The sequence below is a fragment of the Xanthomonas sp. A1809 genome (assembly GCF_017746015.1).
In the GTDB taxonomy this organism is placed as follows: Bacteria; Pseudomonadota; Gammaproteobacteria; order Xanthomonadales; family Xanthomonadaceae; genus Xanthomonas; species Xanthomonas euvesicatoria.
In genome coordinates this window covers 54,454-69,447 of record NZ_JAGHWZ010000004.1, presented here as the reverse complement: position 1 = coordinate 69,447, position 14,994 = coordinate 54,454, and the positions used below count along the sequence as shown (strand labels likewise).

Annotated in this window: 14 protein-coding genes and 1 other RNA gene; 4 read left to right on the top strand and 11 right to left on the bottom strand. The window is 68.7% G+C overall.

The features are described 5' to 3' along the window. Position 1: 1 nt before the first annotated feature. The 3 genes from fis to J7396_RS04165 form a co-directional block, all read right to left on the bottom strand. Positions 2-274 carry a DNA-binding transcriptional regulator Fis gene (gene fis, locus J7396_RS04175; RefSeq protein ID WP_002804983.1) on the bottom strand — a complete coding sequence of 91 codons (273 nt, stop codon included), beginning with the start codon at positions 272-274 and terminating at the stop codon, positions 2-4. Between the two features lie 105 nt (positions 275-379). Further along, on the bottom strand, positions 380-1,750 hold the full coding sequence (locus tag J7396_RS22505; protein WP_244669530.1) for a DUF3426 domain-containing protein: 1,371 nt from the start codon (positions 1,748-1,750) through the stop codon (positions 380-382). A 326-nt stretch (positions 1,751-2,076) separates the two neighbouring features. After that, positions 2,077-2,454, bottom strand: a complete 378-nt coding sequence (locus J7396_RS04165) for a helix-turn-helix domain-containing protein (protein ID WP_008571865.1) — start codon at positions 2,452-2,454, stop codon at positions 2,077-2,079. A 143-nt stretch (positions 2,455-2,597) separates the two neighbouring features. Here J7396_RS04165 and J7396_RS04160 point away from each other — a divergent pair, with 143 nt between their 5' ends. Further along, positions 2,598-3,107 (top strand): hypothetical protein, encoded by a 510-nt coding sequence (locus tag J7396_RS04160; RefSeq protein WP_057681102.1) that lies wholly within the window; start codon positions 2,598-2,600, stop codon positions 3,105-3,107. A 22-nt stretch (positions 3,108-3,129) separates the two neighbouring features. Here the strand turns inward: J7396_RS04160 and prmA are convergent, their stop codons facing one another. Then, on the bottom strand, positions 3,130-4,050 hold the full coding sequence (prmA, locus tag J7396_RS04155; protein ID WP_209261039.1) for a 50S ribosomal protein L11 methyltransferase: 921 nt from the start codon (positions 4,048-4,050) through the stop codon (positions 3,130-3,132). Between the two features lie 898 nt (positions 4,051-4,948). Between prmA and J7396_RS04150 the strand changes: the two genes are divergently transcribed. After that, on the top strand, positions 4,949-5,878 hold the full coding sequence (locus tag J7396_RS04150) for a hypothetical protein (protein WP_209261038.1): 930 nt from the start codon (positions 4,949-4,951) through the stop codon (positions 5,876-5,878). After that, a complete protein-coding gene (locus tag J7396_RS04145) occupies positions 5,875-6,240 on the top strand; it encodes a hypothetical protein (RefSeq protein WP_003483177.1) in 366 nt (121 codons plus the stop codon). The genes J7396_RS04150 and J7396_RS04145 overlap by 4 nt, the downstream gene beginning before the upstream one ends. A gap of 150 nt (positions 6,241-6,390) precedes the next feature. Here J7396_RS04145 and accC read toward each other — a convergent pair whose 3' ends face one another. From accC to cutA, 6 genes are all read right to left on the bottom strand, one after another. Continuing rightward, positions 6,391-7,758 carry an acetyl-CoA carboxylase biotin carboxylase subunit gene (gene accC, locus J7396_RS04140; RefSeq protein WP_008571860.1) on the bottom strand — a complete coding sequence of 456 codons (1,368 nt, stop codon included), beginning with the start codon at positions 7,756-7,758 and terminating at the stop codon, positions 6,391-6,393. Between the two features lie 42 nt (positions 7,759-7,800). Next, complete coding sequence (locus tag J7396_RS04135; protein WP_008571859.1) at positions 7,801-8,130, bottom strand: four helix bundle protein; 330 nt, start codon at positions 8,128-8,130, stop codon at positions 7,801-7,803. 76 nt (positions 8,131-8,206) lie between these two features. Continuing rightward, complete coding sequence (gene accB, locus J7396_RS04130; RefSeq protein ID WP_008571858.1) at positions 8,207-8,695, bottom strand: acetyl-CoA carboxylase biotin carboxyl carrier protein; 489 nt, start codon at positions 8,693-8,695, stop codon at positions 8,207-8,209. 96 nt (positions 8,696-8,791) lie between these two features. Next, entirely contained in the window at positions 8,792-9,238 is a 447-nt protein-coding gene (gene aroQ / locus J7396_RS04125; RefSeq protein WP_003483185.1) for a type II 3-dehydroquinate dehydratase, read from the bottom strand. 844 nt (positions 9,239-10,082) lie between these two features. Then, positions 10,083-12,398, bottom strand: a complete 2,316-nt coding sequence (locus J7396_RS04120; RefSeq protein WP_209261036.1) for a protein-disulfide reductase DsbD — start codon at positions 12,396-12,398, stop codon at positions 10,083-10,085. A 5-nt stretch (positions 12,399-12,403) separates the two neighbouring features. Next, positions 12,404-12,736: a divalent-cation tolerance protein CutA gene (gene cutA / locus J7396_RS04115; protein ID WP_008571855.1), complete on the bottom strand. Its 333-nt coding sequence runs from the start codon at positions 12,734-12,736 to the stop codon at positions 12,404-12,406. Between the two features lie 383 nt (positions 12,737-13,119). Between cutA and J7396_RS04110 the strand changes: the two genes are divergently transcribed. Then, a non-coding RNA gene (locus tag J7396_RS04110) (sX9 sRNA) lies at positions 13,120-13,194 on the top strand. 4 nt (positions 13,195-13,198) lie between these two features. Here the strand turns inward: J7396_RS04110 and J7396_RS04105 are convergent. After that, entirely contained in the window at positions 13,199-14,989 is a 1,791-nt protein-coding gene (locus tag J7396_RS04105; RefSeq protein WP_014089225.1) for an endonuclease, read from the bottom strand. Between the last annotated feature and the right edge of the window lie 5 nt (positions 14,990-14,994).

Sequence of the window (14,994 nt, the reverse complement as noted above, 5' to 3'; positions counted from 1 at the left end):
CCTACGTCAGCCCGTACTCTTTGAGCTTCTTGCGCAAGGTTGCCCGGTGAATGCCCAGCATCGCCGCGGCGCGGCTCTGGTTGCCTTCGCAGTGGTTGAGCACTTCGACGAACAACGGGATCTCCATCTCGCGCAGCACGATTTCGTAAACATCGTCCGCGTCGCTGCCGTCCAGGTCGCGCAGATAACGGCGAACGGACTGGGCCACGTGTTCGCGCAGGGGCGACTTCGGGGCGCCACGACTGGTGTCAGGACGAGAGGGGGCTGCGTTCAAAGGAGGTTCCCAGTGTCACGAAGCCGGGACGCGTGGCCGGCGAGGGGGAGTGAGTCTAGCGCGTGACCTCATCGCTCGCCACGCCCATGTGGCGGTCGCGCCCGTTCACCGGAAGTCGAAACTGAAGGCGGCGGTGCTCGCGGCCGGTTCGCGTACCCGGAACGCGACCTGCACCGCCTGACCCGGCGCCAGCGTGTCCTGCGCCGGCGGCGATGGTCCCAGATACTCCTGCGGCGACAGGATGCGGGTACCGATCACCCGGCCGTCGGCATCGGACAGCGACAGCTGCAGCCACGGCCAGGCCTGTGCCCAGCGCGCGTCGTTGCGGAAGCTGGCCTGGATCTGCAGCACCCCGGCCACACCGGGCAGCGGCCGCACCTCGCGGTTGAGCAGGGTCAGCGCCTCCGGCTCGCGCCAGGCCGGCAAGCTGCAGCGCGCCAGCGTGCAGGCCGCGCCGACCAGCGGCCGCCAGCGCGCGTTGGCGGCCAGGTGCGCGCGGTCGGCGATGACGATCTGCAACCCGAGCACGCCGACCAGCCCGACCAGCAGCGCCCACTGGCGCCCGCTGGCGCGTAGCCGCGGGCGGGTGACGCCACGCCGCGCGAAGGCGGGGGCGGCCAAGGCGGGCGCGGGCAGGGGCTGCATTTGCACGGCAGTGGTACGGGGCTGCGCGATGCCGGCATCGGACTGCGCGTGCTCGCCTGCCAATGCGCTGGCTGCGCCGGACTCGGTGGTTGCCGGGTCGGGATGGCTGGAGGAGCGGCCCGGGTGCGACTGGCCGTCGGCTGTGCCCGCCGTCCGCTCGCTGGCGCTGGTGTCGGCCTGCGTTGCGGCTGCCGCCGTTGCCACAGCTGGGGTAGATCCCGCAGACGCTGCTGGCGTTGCGACTGAAGCCTGGCGCGCGGGCGTTTCTGCCAGCGCCTTCGGCGTGCCCGGCGCATTCTGAAATGCCAGATCTGCATCCGCCGAGGCGCGTAGTGCCCGTTGCTGCGCTGAATTCGATGGGCCAGGTGCAGCCCGCGCGGTTGGGTGCCCGAGCTCGTCAGCATCGGTCGCGGCCAGCCCGTCGTCGGCCCGGGTATCGGTGGCGGCCGACGCCGAGCGAGGTGGATCGAGCATCGCATCAGGAACGTCTCCGGCCGCGGGCGCGCTCGCCGAAGCGGACGGCGTCGCGGTGCCGGGCGCGGGCAGTGGCGTCTGGCCGGACACCGGCGCCTGGAGACCATCGTGCCCGGACATGCCCGTTGCGCGCTGCGGCGACGAAGCCACCGCGGCAGCAGGCAATGGCACACGCGGTGCCGGCTGCGCATCCACCTCTGGCGCTGGCGCCGGCGGCAACGCAGAGCCCGGGGCCGATGTGGCCTGCTCGGCCGGCTCCGCAGGTGGAACCACCGGGGTCGGAACCAGCGGCGGAGCAGCCGGCGTCGCACGCAGGAACGTGGCCAGGGGGCGGCGCGGTGGCGGAGTCTCGGACATCGGCAGGCGTGCAGCGGGAAGACCCCTATTCAACCACGCGCACGTCCAGGGGCGAACCTGTGCCGACGGCGATGCGGTCAAGCCGCCGCGCGCATGCCTGCAGGTGTTCGTCTCCGGCCCAGGTGGTCATGGCGGCGTCTGCGTCGATGCCCACGCAACGCACGCAGCGCATGCCTTCTCCGAAAACGGCCGCCGCCACGCCCATGCAAGCCGACGAAGACGCCCGGGCGCATCCAGGATCAGGAGGCCACAGCCAGCGGAATATCGCCTTGAAATCTCGGTGCCGGTTGCGTCGGCTCGCCGATTCCCGATTCCCGATTCCCGATTCACCGCCTGCGCCGCGTCTTCCCTTCAGCCAGCAACAGATCCAACAGGCCGGCGCGCTGGCGCGGCGTCAGGGTATCGAAGCGCGTCAGCAGCACGCGTTGCTGGTCATCCAGGCGGCGGTACTGCGCCGGTTCTTCGGCGATGGCCGACACCGGCGGGCCGAACACGCGGTCGCCGCGGCCGGTGGCCAGGTATTCGAACGCCATGCCGCTGCGCCTGGCCAGGCCGATCAGGTTTTCCACCGACGGTGCGGTGCCTTCGGCCATCTCCCATTGCGCCACCGCGCTGCGGGTGACACCCAGCTCGCCGGCCAGGGCTTCCTGGGTCAGCTTGGTGAGGCTGCGGGCTTCGCGTACTCGTTCGTACAGCTTGCTCACACGGCACCGTTGGAGGGCAGGCAGGGGCGGGAGATATAGCCCTAGCAGCGCCTGGAGATAGTTCGTATAACTTTCATATCGCCATATGTTTGCGATACTGTCGGTGGATCAATGATGGCTACATCACAGCGAACTCAAGGAGGATGTTCATGGTCGAGCCTGCCGGTCGAAAACCCGACCCCCAGCGGCGCAGCCCGCCCCCGCACGCCGCGCCCGCAGACGTGCCGTGGCCGGCCCATTCGCCGCTGGACCCTGCGGTGAGACGTTTTCGGGGCGCGGCCCGGTACGCGATCTGGCGGCGTGGCGACGAGTGGACGGCCGTGGCCGATGGTCCGCAGTGGTCAGCGGCGCTGGCACCGCGGGTCTGGGCGCTACGGCAGCGGCACTGGCCGCTGCTGGCGGCGAGCGCGCCGATGCTTGTGGTTGCCGGCGCAGTGGCGCTTGCAGGTGTGCGGGCGTGGTCGCCGGTGGCCTGGACGGCGCTGCTGGCGGCTGAGGTGCTGCTACGGGTCTGGGTGGCCCGGCAGGCCGGGCCGTGGCGCACGGCGGCACTGCAACGCGACGGCTGGCAACCGGTGACCCGGTTGCGGGCGATCAGCGTGGCCGATGCAGTGACCACCGCGCAGATTCGCGCCGGCCGGCCACAGCGCTAGCCGGCGTGGACGATACCCCGGATCAGCCGCGGCGCACGCCGTCGATCCGCATCCAGTCTTCGTCGCGTTCGCAGCGCAACTGGTCGAACCAGGGGGCGTAGCGTTTGAGCAAGTCGTCTTCTTGGCCGTGCAGGATGCCCGACAGCGCGATCCGTCCGCCCGGTGCCACGCGCGCGGCCAGGGTGTCGGCCAGGGCGTCCAGTGCCGAGGCCAGGATGTTGGCCACGACCACCTGGTAGGTCTGCACCGGTTCGTCCTGCGGCCTGTAGACCGTCAGCTGCGCGTCCACACCGTTGCGTTGTGCATTGTCGGCGGTCGCCAGCAGCGCCTGCGGGTCGTTGTCCACGCCGACCGCGCCGGCGGCGCCCAGCTTCAGCGCGGCGACCGCCAGGATGCCCGAGCCGCAACCGAAATCGAGCACGCTGCGGCCCTGCAGCTCGCCGCGGCCGGCCAGGCTGTCCAGCCAGCGCAGGCACAGCGCGGTGGTTTGATGGGTGCCCGAGCCGAACGCCAGGCCCGGGTCCAGCCGCACCACGGCGGCCCCCGGGGTCTCGGCGGCTTCGGGCAGCGCGTGATTCCACGGCACGATGAAGGTGCGTTCGCCGAACTGCATCGGCTTGAACAGGTCCATCCAGGCGCGTTCCCAGTCGCTGTCTTCGACCATGCGAAACGCCACCTGGCTCCAGTCCAGGCCCGGATCGAAGGCTTCCAGCGCTGCCAGCACCACCAGCGCGTCGCTGTCGCCATCGAACAGCGCGGTCATCGTCAGCCGGTCCCACAGCGGCATTTCGCCCACGCCCGGTTCGAGAATGGCGCGCTCGTTGCTGGTATCGGCATCGGCGTCGAGCATGGTCACCGCCAGTGCGCCCACATCGTCCAGGGCGTTCTGGAAACGGGGCAGGGTGACCTCGGAACAGGAAAGCGTCAGTTCAAGAAACGGCATCGTGGCGGTCGGGCAATTCGAAAGCACGCATCCTAGACCATTCGTGCCGGCGTGCCTGCCGCGCTGCAGGCGACGGCGTTCGCAGGCGCCGTCGCTTCGGCGGTGTCTTGCCCATGCGTGCGGTGAAAACTGCCTTGCTGATCAAGATGCGTCCGCCGCCAGGCAGACGGCTGCTGCTGGCGAATGGACGACTGCCCGGTGCGACGCTGCCAAACAGCGCATCTGCGGCTGGATGTGGTGCCCGGCGGATGGCTGTAGGCCGATGCCGCCACGCCTGGGACTGAACCGATGATGCTGCTGCGCAATCGGGCACGGGCTTGGTCGACGGCCGCGTCGAGCAACCAGGAAGAGGCGCTGCATCTTTGCGAACACGCGCAAACGCGTGCGCAGACAGCTGCGTGATGTGCTGCCGTGTTGCGTACCGCCGTGCAGCGCGATGTGTGCGGCACGCTGCATCCACCGATGACGCAACAGCGCTGCAGCTGGGCATCGCAGCGCTGGCGAGCGATGTTGCCAGAGGACAGGCTCGCTCGAAGCGGCGCTCTCCAACATGCGCTGCTATCGGATGCCCAACCGGCGAAGATCGATGCCGCATCCGGCAATATCTGGCAATCGGCAACCGATCAACTCAACCGCAAGCCGCACGCAGCTGAGCAACACCGACACCACCAATACCCAACACGCAGCACAGCACGGCAAGCACCACAGCGCAGCACACCGCACAACCGAACGCATGCAGCGCGCCACTCACGTGCAGTCCGTTCAGGCCGTGACGCATGTCGCTCCCTTCCCACCACCTCCACTGGCAGCGTCTGCTTGGCGGCGGCTGTGCGCGTGGGTGGGTGCTAGACTCCGCGCCGTCGCTGCGGGTGGTTCCGCAGCAGGGTCGCCGCCATCCATGCCGCTTGCTCGTGCCCGCCATCTCTGGCTGCTGCTCGCTCCCGCTGCGCTTGCGGCGGCCGCGTGGTGGCATGTGCGCGCGCAACCGGCCGAGCGTGATGTTGACCGCGCAGTGCCGGTTGCTGCACAGGTGGCGCCGGTCAGCGCTGCCACACCGCAGCTGCATGCGGCGGCCGAGCACGGCGCCGCGTTGCAGCTGCGGCATCGCGATGCGGTGGAAGCGCAGCTGGACCTGTATCGCTACGCGCAGCAATTGCAGCAGCAGGTGCGTGCCGGCGACGCACAGGCCGGGTGGCGGTTGAGCCGTGTCTACGATTACTGCGCGCCCTATGCGGCCAGCCCGTCCGGCTATGCCGCCGATAGCGCATGGATCGCCGCGCAACGCACGCCGGGAGTGGCAGCGATGCATGCCGCACGCGAGCGCCTGGCGCAGCGTTGCGCCGGCTTCGCCCCCACCGACGGGCTGAGTCCGCGCATGGTTGCGCAGCAACGCCTGGCCGCGGCGCGCGCCGGCAGCCTGGCCGCCGAGGCCGCCATGCTGGCGTTGGGCGAACCGTTGCACGCATCGCCCGGCTACAAGCGCGCGCTGGTGCAACGCGTGCTGGCCTCGCGCGATCCCGAGGCCTATCTGGCCCTGGCCCCGGCGATGGGCGCGCGGGCCAGCGGCGATGACAGCCTGCAAGGCTATGTGGCCGGCGATCAGTTCGCCGAGCTGGCCTGGCAAGTGGCTGCGTGCCGGCTGGGGCTCGATTGCAGTGCCAGCAGCACCTTGGTCACCAGTTATTGCGCCAACGCGGGCATCTGCTCGCGCGACAGCGCACAGGATTTCGTGTCCTTCGTATTCGATGCCGCGGTGCCGCGGCAGGGAGCAGACAGGGTGGATGAGATGGTCGATACATTGGTCTCCGATGCGGGAGCGCAGTCATGAATTACCGTCGGTTGGCGCACGGCGCCAAGTTCTGGTTATGGGTGGCGTTGTTCGTGGCGTATTCGGCGGCGGCAGTGAGCATCGTGATGATCGATACCGCCGATCACCGTTACCAGCCGCTGTCGGTCAAATCCACCAGCGTCACCGCCGACGAACAGCAGCGACGGCATGGCGCAAGCCAGGTCGCCGCGGTCTACCGCGCCAGCAGTGCCATGCCGTTTTCCACCTTGCCGGCCGGCTCCACCTTCCAGGTGGTGTGGCCGGACGGCTCCACCGAAACCATGACCGTGGTCGACCCGTCATCGGCCAGCGGCATCGTGCCGGTGCCCGGCAGCCAGCAGGCGCCTGCGCCGCGGCGGTGAGGGGCGCAGGAGGTCCCGCGCCGACACCACTGCCGGCGTGGCATCTGCCGTTGCTCGCCACCGCAGCGCACCACCACACTGCAACGCAAGGCAACGAAAAAGCCCGGTTTCCCGGGCTTTTTTGCTTCATCGATACGGCGGCAAGTGCGATCAGGTCAGCGCGATCGACTTGTTCTTGCGCTCGGCCAGGCGCTTTTCCAGGTAGTGGATGTTCTGCCCACCGGCCTGGAAGCCCTTGTCGCGCATGATGCGCTGCTGCAGCGGGATGTTGGTCTTGATGCCGTCCACCACCATCTCGCTCAGCGCCACGCGCATGCGCGCAATCGCGGTTTCGCGATCGGGGCCATGCACGATCAGCTTGCCGATCATCGAGTCGTAGTTCGGCGGCACCTTGTAGCCGCTGTAGATGTGCGTATCCACACGCACGCCAGGGCCGCCTGGCGGATGGAAGGCGGTGATCAGGCCCGGGTTGGGCATGAAGGTTTCCGGATCCTCGGCGTTGATGCGGCATTCGATCGCATGCCCGCGCAGCACGATGTCGCTTTGCTTGATGCTCAGCTTGTGGCCGGCGGCGATGCGCAGCTGCTCGCACACCAGGTCGATGCCGGTGATGCGCTCGGTGACCGGATGCTCCACCTGGATACGCGTGTTCATTTCGATGAAGTAAAAACGCCCGTTCTCGAACAGGAATTCGAAGGTGCCTGCGCCGCGGTAGCCGATGCGGATGCAGGCGTCCACGCAGACCTTGCCGATCTCGTTGCGCAGTTCCTCGGTGATGCCCGGTGCCGGCGCTTCTTCCACCACCTTCTGGTGGCGTCGCTGCATGGAGCAATCGCGTTCGCCCAGATGGATCGCACCGCCCTGGCCGTCGGCAAGCACCTGGATTTCCACGTGGCGCGGATTTTCCAGGAACTTCTCCATGTAGACCTGATCGTTGCTGAAGGCGGCCTTGGCTTCGGACTTGGTGGTTTCGATGGCAGCCTTCAGCGCAGCCTCCGAATGCACCACGCGCATGCCGCGTCCGCCGCCGCCGCCGGCCGCCTTGATGATCACCGGGTAGCCGATTTCGCGCGCGACCTTGGTGTTGGCGACGATGTCATCGCCCAGCGGGCCACCCGAGCCGGGCACGCACGGTACGCCGGCGGCCTTCATGGCGCGGATCGCTTCCACCTTGTCGCCCATCAGGCGAATGGTGTCGGCCTTGGGGCCGATGAAGATGAAGCCGGATTGCTCCACGCGCTCGGCGAAATCGGCGTTTTCCGACAGGAAGCCGTAGCCGGGGTGGATGGCCTGCGCATCGGTGACCTCGGCCGCGGCGATCAATGCCGGAATGTTGAGGTAACTGTCGCTGGAGGCGGCCGGGCCGATACACACCGACTCATCGGCCATGGCCACGTGCTTGAGGTTACGGTCGACCGTGGAATGCACCGCGACCGTGCGGATGCCGAGCGTGTGGCACGCGCGCAGGATGCGCAGCGCGATTTCACCTCGGTTGGCGATGACGACTTTATCGAGCATGGGAATAGGGAGTCGGGAATGGGGAATGGGTAGATGCGGGCTTCATGATGCGGCTCCACGTCTGCGTAAGGCATTCATCAAGGCGGTGAGCTTGGCGAAGACCTGGTCGACCTGCTGGCTGACGATGTCTTCGTCTTCGGTGTTGCTATAGCCCAGTCGTACGGCGATCTGGACCTGTGTATCCAGTTCGGAGAGCGAGCCGCGCGCGATCGAGAGAAACCGCGCGTAATCGGGAGTTGAGCGTCGCGCCGCACCTTCGGCGATATTCGACGGGACGCTGATGGCCGCGCGGCGCAGTTGCGCCGTCAGGCCGTAGCGTTCCTGCTCGGGAAAGACCTCGGTGAACCGGTAGATCATTTCCACAAGCTCCATGGAATCGCGCCAGGCCTCCACGCGTTCATGAGGCCGCTTTGCCGATTCCCGATTCTCCACTCCCGATTCCCGGCTCTCAGCCAATCACAAACAACGGCTGGTCGAATTCCACCGGCTGGCCGGTTTCGCCGAGGATGGCGACGATGGTGCCGGAGGCGTCGGCTTCGATGGGGTTGAACATCTTCATTGCCTCGATGATCGCCAGGGTATCGCCGACCTTGACCTGCTGACCGACGGTGACGAACGCCGGCTTGTCCGGGGAGGGCGAGGTGTAGAACGTGCCGACCATCGGGGCGCGCAGCACGTGGCCTTCCGGCAGTGCGGCGGCCTGCTTGGCGCCGCCGGTGGAGGCTTCGGTGGGCGATTGCATCGGCATGGTGGCCGCGGCGGCCGGCGCCTGGACGGGGGCCGGCGCGTACTGCTGCTGCACCGGGGCGCTCAGCATGGCCGCGCCCTTGGGTACGCGCGCCAGGCGCACGCTTTCTTCGCCTTCCTTGATCTCGATTTCGGCGAGATTGGATTCTTCGAGCAGGTCGATCAGTTTCTTGATTTTGCGGAGATCCATAAGGGCCTCTGGAAGTGAAACGGTGGGGAGTGCCGGCGGATGCCGGCGGAATGGGATCAGGACGCCGGCGCGCTGGCCGAGGTCATGCGGCAGGGGTCATGCGTCGCGCTCCAGGCGCGCGATCACCGCTTCCAGCGCCAGCCGGTAGCTGTCGGCGCCGAAGCCGCAGATCACCCCGTCGGCCTTGTCGCTGAGATAGCTGTGGTGCCGGAACGGCTCGCGCGCGTGCGGGTTGGACAGATGAATTTCCACGAACGGCAGCCCCACGCCCAGCAGCGCATCGCGCAGCGCCACCGAGGTATGGGTGAAGGCGGCCGGGTTGATCAGGATGTAGGCGGTGCCGTCCTCGCGCGCGGCGTGGATGCGCTCCACCAGCACGTGCTCGGCATTGGACTGCAGGCAGTGCAGCACGTGCCCGGCCGCCTGCGCGCGGTCCACCAGGGCCGCGTCGATCTGCGCCAGCGTGGTACGCCCGTAGACCTCCGGCTCGCGGGTGCCGAGCAGGTTGAGGTTGGGGCCATGCAACAGCAGCAGATGGGCCATGGGATCCGGAAGAGCGGAAAGGCCGGAAGTCTGCGCGATGTCGCCGATGCTGTCCAGTTCGACGAACTTAGGTCTGTTTAAAACGGATGTTTTAAATTTCGAATGGTTTGGGCGGTGGCTAATGGCGGCGGGCAATGGCGTGCCGGAGGTCATCGTGCCGGCCTTGAATCGCCCGGACCGCTGCGAGCGGAACCGGCAGCCGGCCGTGCGCCTCCGGAGCGCAGCGTTTGCGCTTGGCGCGATGGAGGCAGCCGTCCCGGCCGGTTACGCGGCAACGGCTGCTGGCGGCATCCTCTCCTGTCGGGCGTCGGAATGTTGTGCCGGCGGCAGCAATTCGGTGAGTGCCCGGCTTGTTCATGGCAAGCGCGCAGGAGGTGAGTTGCAGCAGGGCCGCGATCTGCGTTTTGCGCGCAGATGCAGGCTCCCAACAACGTGGCGTCGGGCCGGACCGGCCGGCGTGCCAGATGAAGGGCGACCAGCGCGATCGACCCCCTCTGCTGCCTCGCTTCCCGCAGCTTCCCGCAGCTTCCCGCCGTGCAGGCCGCGGCCACGGTCGCCTGCTGCGCATCGCATGCATCAAGCGTTGGAGGTGCCAGGGGCACCGAACAGGCGAGGCCGCGCGCAGCCTGACGCCACCTATGCGCATGCCAACATCGGCCGGTCAGGTCTGCAGGGCGCCGGCAGCGCGGGGCGTGCAGACCCCGGCCAGGAGGGGCCGAACCCGTGCTTGGACCTGTCGCAACACGCCTGTGGCGCGTGTGTCGGCCTACACGGTTCGCAAAATCTTCGGCCTGGCCCGCCAACAGACGGCCGCCCAGGCCACCGGCCGCAGCGAAGGCGCGCCTTACCGCGCAGCGCGCAGCAAGGCGTCTTCGGTAATCGCGCCGGTCAGCACGGTCGGCAGGATCGCCGGTGGGGCGCCGGGGCCGTAGACCACGTACAGCGGCACGCCGACGGCCTGGTGCTGGTCCAGGAAGGTGCTGATGGCGGGGTCGACATTGGTCCAGTCGCCCTTCATGTAGACCGCATCGACGCGGCGCAACGCGTCGCGGAATTCGGCGCTGCTCAGCACGTTCTTTTCGTTGGCCTTGCAGGTCACGCACCAATCGGCGGTCATGTTGACGAAGACCACGCGGTTGTCGGCCCGCAGGCGGTCCAGCAACTGCGGCGAGAACGCCACCACGCCCTCGGCCGCGGTGGCCGCTGGCAGGCTCAGGCGCGTGACCGCGACCACCGGCACCAGCGCCAGTACCAGCATCGTCGTGGCCAGGCCCATGCCCAGGCGGTGGCTCTTCCAGCGGCTGCGCTCGAAGCACCACAGCCCGAGGGCCAGCAGGGTGGCGCCGACCAGCATCAAGGCCAGCGCATCCACGCCGCGCTGCTTGCCCAATACCCACAGCAGCCAGATCGCGGTGAGATACATGGGGAACGCCAGCACCTGCTTGAGCGTTTCCATCCACGCCCCGGGGGTGGGCAGGCGCCGCGCCAGCGAAGGCACGAAGCCGATCAGCAGGAACGGCAGCGCCAGGCCCAGGCCCAGCACCAGGAATACCAGCATCGCCAGCAGCGCGGGCGCGGTGAAGGCGTAGGCCAGTGCCGTGCCCATGAACGGCGCGATGCAGGGGCTTGCGACCACGCAGGCCAGCACGCCGGTGAAGAAGTCGCCCAGCGGCCCGTTGCGCGCGGCCAGTGACTGGCCGATGCCGCCCAGGTTGGTGCCCAAGGTGAACACGCCCGACAGGCTCAGCCCCACCGCGAACATCAGATACGCCAGCGCCGCGACGAACCACGGCTGCTGCAGCTGGAAGCCCCAGCCGGCGGCCTGCCCGGCGGCGCGCAAGCCGATCACCAGCCCACCGATGGCGGCAAAGGACACCAGCACGCCCAGCGAGTACCAGATCGCATGGCGACGCGCGTGGCTGCGGCTCTCGCCGCTATGGGCCAGGCCCAGCACCTTCAGCGACAGGATCGGCAGCACGCAGGGCATCAGGTTCAGCACCAACCCGCCAAGCAGAGCCAGCACCAGCATGCCCAGCAGGCCCTTGTCGGCATGCGGCGGCGGCGTGCGCTCCGGGTTGCCGGCCGAGGCATCGGCGACCGGGACGGCCGTGCTGGCGGCCGGCGCCGGCTCGACCGGTGCCTGACCGGCGGCCAGCGGCGAAATCATCAACGGCGCGGCCTGCGCCTGGTTCTGCGGCGACACGGTGCCGGCCGGTACATCCAGGGCGACGCGGCGGGTCATCGGCGGATAGCAGATCCCGTCGGTCTGGCAGCCCTGGAAGGTGGCCACCAGGGTCACGTGGGCCGGGTCAGGGTGGTCGCGCAGCAGCGGCAAGGTCACTTCGGCCTGGTCGAAATACACCACCACATCGCCGAAGTGTTCGTCGCGGTGGGCCTTGCCTTGCGGCCAGCGCGGCAGCCCGGTGCGCACGCCGCTGGCGCCTTCCAGGGCCAGCGAGGTGCGGTCGCGGTAGATGTAATAGCCCGGCGCCGGGGTGAAGCGCAGCAGCAGGCTGTTGCCGTCGCCGACGATGGCTTCGAAATTGAACGCCTGCTCGGCCGGCAGCGGCAACGCGTCCACCCCGGCGGTCTGGCCGGAGGCGCCGAACAGGCGCGGGGCGGCGTTGCGTGGCACCAGCGCGCCCAGGTTCTCGCGTGGCGCAGCGGTGGCCTGCGCCCCGGTGGCATCGGCCGCGGGCAGGTCGAGGCGGATTTCGCGCCGCTGCGGTGGATAGCACACGCCGGCATCGGCGCAGCCCTGGTACTGCACCTGCAGGACGGCGGTCTGCACTGCCGGGTCGGCCTTGCCGGCCAGGGTGGCCTGCAGTTGCTTGCGGTAGGTCTGCACCTGGCCGAAGAACTCGTCGTGCTTGCTCTCGCCTTCCGGCAGCGCCAGTTCGCCCGCGGCAAACCCCTTTCCGGCCTTGACGCTGATGCGGTGGCGATACAGGTAGTAGCCCGGTGCGATCTTCCAATTCAGCGCGATGCGGTCGCGGCTGTCGGCGGTGGCGCTCAGCGCGAAGGCCTGGTCCACCGGCAGCAGGTCGGCTTCGGTCACGGCGGCCTGCGCGGGGGCGGGCGCCAGTACCGCCAGCGGCGCGGCGAGCAAGGGGGCGGCCAAGAGCGCGCAGCGGGCGATCCAGCGGGACAGAGACTTCATGGACGTCAGAATTCCTTGCGGGTTTCGGCCCGGACCCAATCGAGATACGCCGGCAGCCCGGCGCTGGCTTGGACAGCGACCGCCTCCGGCAGTTCATACGGATGCAAGGCCTGCAGCCGCGCGATGGCGTCGGGCAGGCAGTCGTCCCAGGTCTTGATCAGCAACTGCACCTCGGTGCTGCGCTCGATCGCGCCCTTCCAGCGGTACAGCGATTGCACGCCGGGCAATAGGGTGACGCAGGCGGCCAGCCGTTCGTCGAGCAAGGCCTGCGCAATGCGCTCGGCGCTGTCTGTATCCGGGCAGGTGCTCACTAACAAATGGAGGGAAGGTGCGCTCATGGACCCGGCAGTGTAATCCCCTGTTTGCGGGGGATCGACCGCCGATTCCGGAACAAGACGTTAACTTCGTGGCCCGGGTGAGATGGCGTGCTCAAGCGACCCTGCGGTCAGCACGCGGCGCCTTGGGTGGTTCCGGGTTTGCTTGCGCCCTGCCGTGCACGGCAGGGCGGCTACCCGGGTTCGGTCAATGGGGATCAATGCCGTGGCGCCTGCCGGCAACGCACGCCGTCTGTACAGACGCCCGGCGTCACCGGTTGGGGCAAGGCGCCCGGCGCGATCTGCTCCGGGCCCCGCGCCTCACCCGCCCGGCCGGTGCAGCCAGGCCAACAGGCAACACGGTTGCGCTTGCCGCCAGGCGGGTGCGGGCGGGACCCGGAAGCGGCATGTACCATGCGTACAGTGCGGTTCCGAGCGTGCCGTTTACCCCGCCTGGCGACTGCGCGCGACGTGCGCGAGCCGGTCTTAGTTGGCCAGCTGGCAACTGGCCGGCTTGGCCGAGTTGAACAGGCTGGCGGTGGCCCATTCGGGGTGATCCACGAACGGGTTGCGGTTGCCCTGGAAGCTGAAGATCACCTCGTTGCGGGCGCGCTCGGCATCGTCCGGCGGGTCGGCCTGATGCCAGGCCAGCAGGGTGGAGAGCAGGCCCATGTAGGCCGGCGAGGCCGCGGTCTGCACGATCTTGCTGCGGTCGTCGGTCAGCTCCAGGTCCGGCTCGGATTGTCCGGTGGCCGCATCCAGCCCGCCTTCATAGCGGATGGCCATGTACATCACCGCGCGCGCCATGTCGCCCTTGCGCCGGCCCCACACCTCGAAGGTGCCGCTGTTGCCGTCGGGCGTGCGGACCCAGTTGGAATTGCCCGGATATCGCCCGCTGCCGCCGCCACTGCCGTCGTTGACCTCGGTCGCCCGCTCGCCGCAGCTGCTGGTGCAGGTGGCATAGGGCTTGTTGCCGCGGTCTGCGTTGAAGCTGGTGTCGGTCAGGTACAGCATGTGGGTGTCGGTATAGGGCGCGTACGGCAGGCCGCGGTCGCCGGTGGCGCTGCCAAAGCCCAGCGAGTTGGGCCAGGTGTGCTCGCGGTTGTAGGTGAGCCCGCTGCCGGTGCCGGCGCGGTCGCTGACCTTGGCGTAGCTGCGGTTGCGGTAGGCGTCCAGGATGCGGCCGCTGTTGTTGGGATCCTCGTCGGCCATTTCCAGGATGGTCCAGGTGCTGGTGCCGCTGCCGCTGTACGGGTAGACCGTGTGCCCCTTGATGGTGGCGTGCAACGAGCAGCGCAGCTGGCTGGCGCTGGCGGTATTGACCCGCGCGTAGTACCCGGTACCGCCGCCGCTGGCGGTGGCCACGGTGAAGGCGATGGACTGGTTGGCGGCCGGGCTCAGGCCGCTGGCATCGCGGATGGCGCTGGCGGTGATGGCCAGCGTGCAGCGCTCGCCGCCGACCAGCGCGGTGTTGGTGGACAGGGTGAAGCGGTTGCCGCTGGTCGGGTATGTCAGCGCCACGTTGCCGGAGCTGGCGCAGCTCAGCGCAAACGCACCGCTGCCCAGCGTCACCGCTTCGCTGAAACCCACGGCCAGATCGCCGGCAGCCGGAAAGCCGGTGGCGCCTTGCGTTGGTGTGGTGCTGCTGATGGTGGGAGCACCGGTACTTCCACCGCCGTCGCTGCCGGTGAAGGTCTGGCCGCGGTTGCAGGCGCCGAAGGTCTGTGCCGCCGAGCCGGCCCAGCTGAAGTTGGCCGCGCTGCTGCCGGTACCGGTCAATTGCAGCGAACTGCCGACCGCGGTGCTGTTGCTCTCGCTCACCGGCAGGTTCTGGCTGGTCACGCCGGCCGCCGGGCCGCCGCTGCCGGTGATGGCGCCTTCATAACTGAGGAACTGCACCAGCTGCCCGTTGGGGTCGACCAGCGCCACGCCGTCGTTGGGGCCGTTCTGCACGCCGTTGCTGGCATAGCTCACCGTGGCCATACGCACCTGGCTGCCGCAGCTGACCACCGTGCCGGCCGGCACCGCCGTATTGGCGTACACCACTGCCGCACTGGGGCTGTTGCCGTTGTACAGGTAGATGCGGTAACCGCTCAGCGATTCGCCGGCAGTGGCCACCACTTCCACACCCTCGCCGCTGTCGCCGGAGGCGCCCGCGTCGTCGTAGTGCAGTTCGTTGATGAAGACCGCCGCATTGGCGGAGGTGGCACCGAGCGCGAACGCGCAGGCCAGGGGAAGGGTGCAACGCAGGGACACGAAACGGGACGGCAACCTCATCGACA